We start from the raw sequence: 9,077 nt of genomic DNA on the forward strand, positions 1-9,077 counted from the left end.
TCCTGTAAAGGCGGGGCGCCCTTCCGTTTGTGAAGGTTATGAATCCTCGACGATCATTTTTTTGCACACTCCCGATGGTCGGCCTCCTTGCGGTCGGTTGCTCTTCGGCCGCTGTGCCGTCTGATCTGCACTCAGATCCTGGCAAACGAAAAGAATCTGCCCCCTCGGTAGGCGTCGTAGTGCGAGGATCCGACATCAAGCTTCCCATGGACGCATATGTGGAATCACCTGAGCAAGCCCAAGTGAATGACCTGGCAGTTCAGGAACTGGCTTACTCGTGCATGAAGGAACGCGGCTTCAAGTGGTCTAAGCCGGTGCAGAACGAAACAAGTGAAATGGCTTCATCTCCCATGAACGCCCGCCGATACGGCGTCATCGAGGGACCTGAAGTGCGTAAATGGGGTTACCATCCACCGTCCGGGCCCGACTCGGATTCTCGGGAACAGAAAAACCTCGAGAAGGAATTCAAACCGGATGCCAGAGCTGTCGAGGCGTACATGGGTGTGGCGCCTGACGAGGACGTGAGCCGTGAAAGCACCTCATCCAAGAAAGGGTGCTTGGGGCGGGCGCAGGCGGACATTTTTGGGGAAAGGAAAGAAGATTCAAAATGGAAGGAACTGCTGAAGTACCATTCTCAATCTTTTCTCGATGCCAGCCGTGATCCCGGTGTCGTCGACGCGATGGCTCGTTGGAGCACCTGCATGAAGGGTTTGGGATACAATTATGCGAATATTTGGGGGTCGAATAACGACCCTCGGTGGCAGGTGAGTGAAGTCAGTGCTACTGAAATATCAACCGCGACACATGATGTGCGATGCAAGAGGGAGTCACGCGTTCCCACGGTCCTGCTGTCCGTGGAGACCAAACTCCAGGCGGATTATATTCGACGCCACGCGAAGGACTTTTCCAAGATCAAGCACAACCTTGCGAAGGTGTACGAGCATTCGCTGGAAGTGGTGGGGCCCCGCCGGGCGGGATGAGTTGAGGGTTCGTCCCCGCCCGGCGGATGCGCCATCACTGCGGCGAGGTGCCTAGGAATGAGACATCGGTTATTCCCTGTTTGTACCCGGCCCCGCTGTACTGATCGCCATCGGCGTGCGGTACGGCAGTCAACCAGAGAAGCACATAACGTGATTTTACGGGGCTCTCTGCTCGCGGCTTCGCGAGGGTGCTCGATGTTTCCGAAGTGGCTATCTTCTTCAGCGAGCTGATGGATTCCACGGGGGCCATGGAATCCACCGCATACAGTGAGATTGCGGTGTGATCGCCTCCGTACCGGAGAGCGATTGAAGCGCCTGAAACGTTCTGGGGCGACCCGAGATCGTAAATGATGCCGACCCCCTTCTTGAACGGAGCCAGCACAGGGCCGTCGTAGTAGGTCTTGGTGCGCCAGAACGACGTTCTGTCCTTGTCGTAGGTGCTCTCGACACCGTCGGTGTCCTGCGGCGATCCGTCCGGATAGAACTCGCTGGCCGTGTGGACGGGCAGGACTCTCGGCGTCGTCTGCTTGGGACCCCTCTTCTCGCCGTCCGGGCTGGTCCGAGTGGTCCCCGGGTCACTCGACTTGTTGTCGCGGTCCAGCAGCGTTTCCGCGAGCTGCCAGCTGCCCAGGCCCAGGGCGGCGATCAGCAGAGCGGACACCGCCCACTTCAGGGCCTTGCCGGTGCGGCTCTGCAACGGCGCGGGAGGCACCGGTACGACGGGCTGGGTGACGGCGGGACCGGCCGCCGCCGGCCTTCCGTAGGTGCCCTGCTGGTAGGTGGTCCGCTGGTACTCGGGCGGGGCGGTGAAGACGGGCTCGGGCGGGGGGATGCGGGGCATGGCCGCCACGGCCTTGGCGAGCTCGTCGGGCGTGGTGCACGGCTGCTCCTGGCGGGACGCAGTGGCGCCGTCGTTGGCGAGAGCCCGCATGGCGATCTCGGAGAGGCCCCGGTGGACTCCGGCCCGTACCTGGTCGGGAGGAAGCAGCCCCATCCCCTTGGGCAGTCCGGTGAGCCCGTACGCATCGCTCTCGTACGGCCAGCGCTGAGTCAGCGCGGCGTACAGCAGGGCCCCGATCGCCTCCGTGTCGGCGCGCTGGGGGCCGTCGGACGTGATGCCCCGCAGGGCGGCGTTCACCGCGAGGCCCCGGATGCGGTACTGGCCGGACGAGCTGCGCAGCACGGCCCCCGGCGTGAGCCTCAGGTGGGCCAGCCCCTCCCGGTGCGCGGCCGCCATGGCCTGGGAGATCTGGCTGACGAGCTGGTACGCGTCGTGGGCGTCCATCGGGCCCGTGCTCAGCAGCGCTGTGAGCTCGGTGGCGTCGGGAAGCCACTCGTGGACGACGTAGACGAGTTCGTCCTCCTCGACGGCGTCGAGGACCTGCACGAAGCGCGGGTCGCCCAGCAACGCGGAGGACCGGGCGGCGGCCAGGACCGAGCGAGCCCGCGGGTGGTCCGCGGGCAGGAGGTGGACCCCCACCGCGCGGCGCAGCTTCTCGTCGACGGCACGCCAGCTGCTGAACCCGTCCAGACGGGTGACGCATTCCTCCAGCCGGTACCGGCCGGCCAGCTTGTGACCGCTGTGCAGATCCGGGGCGGCCGGGAAGGTCTTCGATGCGGCCTTCTCGTCGTTCTCCTCCTGGGAGCCCGTGTCCGCCGCGTCCTGCGCTTCTGCCGTGCCGTCGGTCGTGGCCTCGTCCGCCTTGGCGGCCAGCGGCTCGTTCCCGCTGTTGTCGGCCACGTCGACGGCAGCCGTGCTACGTTCCGCCACCGTCGTTCCTGCCTCCCCATCCGTTGCGCGATGCCAGCCAGCTCTGCTCTGCACAGTCACGCCAATTGTGCCCACACTCCGGCGCTATGCACGACACGCGGAGACCGGCGATGGTTGTGCGGGCCGGTCGGCCTCAGCGGCCGAGCCGCCCTCTGACCATGCCGACCATGCCGTTGATCTCCTCGATCCGCATTCTCCTCGCCGCGACGAAGAACACTCCCAGCAGCAGGGCACCGCCGCAGACCAGAGCGGCGAGCGCGCCGAGGGCACCTTCCCCGAGTACCCGCAGGAGGCCGAAGCCCACGGCGCCGCCGACCACGGTGGCGGGCAGTGCGGCGAGGCACAGCCTGGCGTAGGTCCGGACCACCTGCGCGCCGTCCAGGTCGCCGCCGAGGCGGTTGCGCAGCCGGCGCCAGGCGATCCCGACGCCGACGGCGTAGGCCAGGCCGTACGAGGCGGCCATGCCGACCACGGCCCACTGGGCGGGCAGCACGACGTAGCAGAGAGCGGAGGCGGCCGCGTTGACCAGGGCGACGATGACGGTGTTGTAGAAGGGCGTGCGGGTGTCCTCGTACGCGTAGAACCCGCGCAGCACCACGTACTGCACGGAGTAGGGGATCAGGCCGAGGCCGAAGGCCATCAGGATGAAGCCCATGGAGCGGGCGGCCTCGGGGCCGCTGGACGAGTAGAGCAGGGTGCACATCGGCACGCCCAGGGCGAGGAACGCGAAGGCGACCGGGACGATGGCCACGGCGGAGTTGCGGAGTCCCTGCGAGATGTCGTCGCGGACGGCGCCGGGGTCGTTGTCGTGGGCGGCCCGGGAGATCCGGGGCAGCAGGGCGGCCATGACCGAGACGGTGATGATCGCCTGCGGCATGCCCCAGATCAGCTGGGCATTGGAGTAGGCGAGGAAGCCCGCGCCGTCTGTTCCGGATGCCTTGCCGGCCGAGGTCGCGAGCTGGGTGACGACCAGCACACCGGCCTGGTTGGCGAAGACGAACAGCACCGTCCACTTCGCGAGCTTTATCGTCTTGCCCAGCCCGTGGCCCTTCCAGTCGAACCGCGGGCGGAAGCGGAAGCCGGCCTCGCGCAGGTACGGGACCATGGCCAGCGCCTGCACGACCAGACCGAGCAGGGTGCCGATGCCGAGCAGCCGCACGCCCTCCGGCGGGATCGTCTGCACGCCCATGTGGGACTCGTGGGACGTTCCGTAGACCCAGATGAACATCCCGAAGGTGAAGATCATGACGATGTTGTTCAGGACCGGGGTCCACATCATCGCGCCGAACTTCCCACGGGCGTTGAGGATCTGGCCCATCACGACGTGCACACCCATGAAGAAGATGGTGGGCAGGCAGTATCGGGCGAAGGTGACAGCGACGTTGTTGGCCGCCGGGTCGTCCGCGATCGTCGAGGACATCAGCCGGATCAGCCAGGGGGCCGCGAAGACCACCACGGCGACGATGAGGCCGAGTGCGACCATCACCAGGGTCAGCAGTCGGTTGGCGTATGCCTCGCCGCCGTCCTCGTCGTCCTTCATCGAGCGGACGAGCTGGGGGACGAAGACGGAGTTGAGGCCGCCGCCCACGGTGAGGATGTAGATCATCGTGGGCAGGGTGTAGGCGATGGTGAAGCTGTCGCCGAGCAGGGCCGCGCCGAGCGCCGCGGTGATCACGAGGCTGCGGACGAAGCCGGTGAGCCGCGAGACGAGCGTGCCGGCCGCCATGACCGCGCTGGACTTCAGGAGGCTGGAGGCGCGGCCGCCGGACTTGGCCGGTGCCGGGGCGGGCTCGGGCTGGGCCGGTGCCGGAGAGGCGCCCGGGTTCGCGGGCCCCTCCTGGTCGCGGAAGAGGTGGGCGAAGGCGTCGGGCTCGTCGCGGTTCGCGGAAGCCTGGGTGACGAGGTCGTCCACGCCCACGAACTGGGTCGTCGCGGCATGGTCGCCGTACGGGAGGTGGCGCGAGGGGCCGGAGGGCTCGGGCGGCGGCGTCTGGGCCCAGATACGGGGGTCGGGGGCGTACTGAGGTGCCGGAGGCTGCTGATAGAGCGGCTGTGGCTGCTGGTAGGTGCCAGGAGGCGGCGGCGGGTGCGCGGCGCGGTCGTACAGCGCCTCGTCCACTGGGTCCTGGGCGGAGAGGTCCTGGGCCCGGTACGGGTCGTAGTCGTACGCGGACTGCAGATACGGGTCCGGCGCCGGTTGCTGCTGCGGGTCGTGGGGCACCGGAGGGCCGCCGGAGTACCCGGCCCCGCCCGTACCCTGACCGCGGTCACCGTCGTACGGCGCGTTCATCGAAACCCCACCTCATCGTCCCCGGCCGACCGGCCACGACAGACATCGCTCAACGGTCCACTTTCTCACCCGTGCCCGATGGCTCCGCGCTTTCGGGACCGGTGTCCGGTGTCGGGTCACTCGGCTGCTCGGGTTCACTGCCGTCGTCGCCCGCCGCGCCGCCCGCGTTGGCGCGCTTGCGATGTGCATACATCCTGATGCCCGCCAGCACCAGCAGCAGGAGTCCGCCGGCGATGACCAGAAGCACCGTCGGGGTGATCTCGGAGACCTTGACGGTGAAGGCCATCTCCTCACCGTACGGAGTCCCGTCCTCCGTGTAGAGCTGCGCGGTCATCTGGACCTGGCCGTTGATGTTGGCCGCCGCGTCGAACTTCACGGACTGGCTGTGCCCGGCGCCGATCTGGATGGGCTGTTCCGCGATGCTGCCGCCGTCGTTCAGCTTGAGCCTGGTCGCGTTGTCGGACTTCAGCCGCAGCACCAGGTGATCGACGTCCTGCAGCAGCCTGTTCTGCACGGTCACGGGGATCGTGGCGCTGCGGCCGGAGAGGGTGATGTCCGACTTCGGGACGAGCTGGACCTCGCCTACGAGCCCTTGAAGATAGGTGCGGACCGAGTCCCGGTATCGCTGGGCCTCCAGTGGCCTACCCCGCCACGACGTCGACATGGACCGGTTGACGGCGTTCCCGAAGGGGGTCACCACCCGCTCGGGGTGGGTGAGGATGACCTGGAAGTTGTCGAGTGAGGACTGGATGGCCTTGATGTCCTGGAACGCCTGCGTGGGCAGCTCCTGGCGGCGCAGCTTCTTCGGGTACCGGGATGCCGGAGGCACGTCGGTGGTGGCCTTGGAGTCCGGTTTGGTCGCCGCCGCCTGAGCCAGGCCCTCGGACTTCGTCCAGCGGTCGTCGTCCAGTGTGTCGATGGCGCGTGCCATCGACTGAGCCTGGGCGACCGTCGGTGTGCGCTGGGGTGCCACGACGACGGACCGGTCCTTGTCCGTGTCCTGCTCGGCCAGGGCGAGGGTCAGGGCGAGGAACTTCTGCACGGCGAGCGTGGAGCTCCCGGCGTTGCCCATGTCGCCCTGGAAGGCTGTGGAGAGCCTCGCGTCGGCGACGACCGCCGTGGTGCCACCGCCGATCGGGCGGGCGGCGGTAGGCGTGTAGACCAGGTTCCCGGCCTCGTCGAGGCTGTCGCTGCGGGCGATCACGTGGTGGGCACCGGCCGAGGTGGCGACGTCCACGATCGCGGGGTCCACCGCACCGTCGACCGGCCACGCGAAGTCGGTGGACGGCTTCAGGTGGAGGATCGTCTCCACCGTCATCCCGGCGACCTCGCTGGCGGTCTGCAAGTGGCTGAGGGTGCCGGAGACGTTCTTGCCGCGGTGGGCGATCGACGCCAGGTCCGGGTCACCGAAGGGCAGCGCCACGACCTTGCCGTCGGACACGGCCGTTTCCAGCGAGGTCAGCCACTTCTTTGCCACGTCCTGGTTCGTCCCGGCCACCGTGGTGTCACCGGACTTGACCCGGTAGGGCTTGGTCATCGCGTCGACGCTGGCCAGCAGGTCCGGATCGATGACCCAGGTCACGGGCAGGCGACTGCCCAGGGAGACCATCTGTTCGAGGCGGCCGCCCGGTGCGATCTCCGCGGCGAGGTCGTCGTCGGCGAACACCGGGGTCTGCTGCTCGTCCGAGCCGGTCTCCGCCGTGAGGTGCGCGGACGCGATCAGCGGCCAGAGGTAGCTGATGCCGATCTTGGAGTCGCGGTCGCCGTCCTGCCAGGGCAGGAAGGTCCGCTTGATGCCGAGCACCTGGTCGTACATGGTGTGCGAGGTGCGCCCCGACAGCGAGACGCCGAGCTGGTAGACCCCGTCGTCCCCGAGGCCCAGCTTGCTGACGGGAACGGACAGGGTGAAGTCCTGGCTGATTCCTGAGCGCAGCTTGTCGATCTCGACCGTGTACTTGCCCCCGACCGGATACGGGTCGGTACCGGGCAGGTAGCCCGTACGCCGAGCGGCCGTGTCGATGGCGGTCCTGCTGAAGAGGCGGGGGCCGACCCGCAGGTCGACCTGGGCGTCGGTGACCGTCTCCTTGCCCTTGTTGGTCAGGGTTCCGGAGATCCGCAGCGTGTCCCCCTTCTCTGGGGCGCTGGGGGTGATCTCGTCCAGGGACACCGACACTGTGCTGGAACCCGTCGGGGCCTTGGCCGGAGCGTCGGCCCGGGCCTGCGGGGCGGAGGCTCCGGCCAGCAGGGCGGCGACGAGCGGAGCCCCGGCGAGCACGGCGGCTGTGCGCCGCAGCCACCGGCGGGCAGGAGAGGGATGCATCCCCTGGATGTCTGCCGCCTCGGCCACGCGTATCCGTCCCTCGTCATCGTCAACTGCTGTTGATCGTCGTCCGTTGCTGCGTCCCCGCATGGTAACGAGGTGCGTCGGGGCTAAGTGCCGGGGAGTGTGCTGCATGATCGGGAGAGTCTCGCAGGGCCGAGGAAATGGGTGACGCCCGGACCGGTCCGTGCACGTACCCTTTTCTGTTGTGCCGAATGCCAACGAAGACAACCCCAGCGCCCTGACCCAGGTGCAGCACCGCGCAGTCAGCGAACTGCTGCGGGTCGCCCCGGTCGCCGACGATCTCGCCCGCCGATTCCAGGATGCCGGATTCAGTCTCGCACTGGTCGGCGGCTCGGTCCGTGACGCACTTCTCGGCAGGCTCGGGAACGACCTGGACTTCACCACCGACGCCCGCCCCGAGGACGTGCTGAAGATCGTCAGGCCGTGGGCCGATTCCGTATGGGAGGTCGGGATCGCCTTCGGCACGGTGGGGGCGCAGAAGCACGGCTATCAGATCGAGGTCACGACGTACCGGTCGGAGGCGTACGACAGGACCTCACGCAAGCCGGAGGTGTCCTACGGGGACTCCATCGAGGACGATCTCGTGCGGCGCGACTTCACGGTCAACGCCATGGCCGTCGCGTTGCCCGAGAAGGACTTCATCGACCCCCACGACGGCCGGAAGGACCTGGCTGAGCGGGTCCTGCGTACACCCGGAACGCCCGAGGCGTCGTTCTCCGATGATCCGCTGCGCATGCTGCGGGCGGCACGGTTCGCCGCACAGCTCGACTTCGACGTGGCCCCCGAGGTCGTTGCCGCCATGACGGAGATGGCAGGCCGGATCGAGATCGTCTCCGCCGAGCGGGTGCGGGAGGAGCTGAACAAGCTTCTGCTCTCCGCGCATCCCCGGAAGGGGCTGTCCCTCCTGGTGGAAACGGGGCTGGCCCAGCACGTCCTGCCCGAGCTGCCGGCACTCCGGCTGGAGAGTGACGAGCACCATCGGCACAAGGACGTGTACGAGCACTCCCTGACCGTCCTGGAGCAGGCGATCGGCCTGGAAGAGGACGGGCCGGACCTCGTTCTGCGCCTTGCCGCCCTCCTCCATGACATCGGCAAGCCGAGGACACGGCGCTTCGAGAAGGACGGGCGGGTCTCCTTCCACCACCACGAGGTGGTGGGCGCCAAGATGACCAAGAAGCGCATGACGGCGCTGAAGTACTCCAACGAGATGGTCAAAGAGGTCTCGAAGCTGGTGGAGCTGCACCTGCGCTTCCATGGCTACGGTGACGGCGAGTGGACCGACTCGGCGGTGCGCCGCTACGTACGGGACGCCGGCCCGCTGCTGGAACGGCTGCACAAGCTGACCCGGTCGGACTGCACCACGCGGAACAAGCGCAAGGCTGCTGCTCTCTCGCGCACCTACGACGGCCTTGAGGAGCGCATCGCCCAGCTGAAAAGCCAGGAGGAGCTGGACTCGATCCGGCCGGATCTGGACGGGAACGAGATCATGCAGATCCTGGGCGTGGGGCCGGGCCCGGTCATCGGTAAGGCGTACGCCTTCCTGCTGGAACTGCGCCTGGAGAACGGCCCGCTGGAGCACGATGCGGCAGTCGCGGAACTGAAGAAGTGGTGGGAAGCACAGAGCTGATGCTCTCGCTCCCGTTCCATGCGTCGGCGCTCATGTTTCACGTGAAACATGAGCGCAGATCGGAA

The 9,077-nt window shown here is 67.5% G+C and carries 5 protein-coding genes; 2 read left to right on the forward strand and 3 right to left on the reverse strand.

The features are described from left to right. The first annotated feature begins 206 nt into the window (after positions 1–206). Positions 207–980, forward strand: coding sequence for a hypothetical protein (locus ACN6LM_RS20995; protein WP_445066905.1), 774 nt, complete (start codon positions 207–209; stop codon positions 978–980). A gap of 34 nt (positions 981–1,014) precedes the next feature. Here ACN6LM_RS20995 and ACN6LM_RS21000 read toward each other — a convergent pair whose 3' ends face one another. From ACN6LM_RS21000 to ACN6LM_RS21010, 3 genes are all read right to left on the reverse strand, one after another. Next, positions 1,015–2,751 carry a protein kinase family protein gene (locus ACN6LM_RS21000; RefSeq protein WP_445066906.1) on the reverse strand — a complete coding sequence of 579 codons (1,737 nt, stop codon included), beginning with the start codon at positions 2,749–2,751 and terminating at the stop codon, positions 1,015–1,017. A gap of 133 nt (positions 2,752–2,884) precedes the next feature. After that, positions 2,885–5,041 carry a murein biosynthesis integral membrane protein MurJ gene (murJ, locus tag ACN6LM_RS21005; protein ID WP_445066907.1) on the reverse strand — a complete coding sequence of 719 codons (2,157 nt, stop codon included), beginning with the start codon at positions 5,039–5,041 and terminating at the stop codon, positions 2,885–2,887. A gap of 49 nt (positions 5,042–5,090) precedes the next feature. Continuing rightward, positions 5,091–7,388, reverse strand: a complete 2,298-nt coding sequence (locus ACN6LM_RS21010; RefSeq protein ID WP_445066908.1) for a DUF6049 family protein — start codon at positions 7,386–7,388, stop codon at positions 5,091–5,093. A 181-nt stretch (positions 7,389–7,569) separates the two neighbouring features. On the opposite strand from ACN6LM_RS21010, the gene ACN6LM_RS21015 reads away from it, so the two are divergent. After that, the gene (locus ACN6LM_RS21015; protein WP_445066909.1) at positions 7,570–9,012 is read left to right on the forward strand and encodes a CCA tRNA nucleotidyltransferase; all 1,443 of its coding nucleotides are present in this window, start codon (positions 7,570–7,572) and stop codon (positions 9,010–9,012) included. Positions 9,013–9,077: the final 65 nt, after the last annotated feature.

It is taken from the genome of Streptomyces sp. SAS_281 (genome assembly GCF_052542855.1).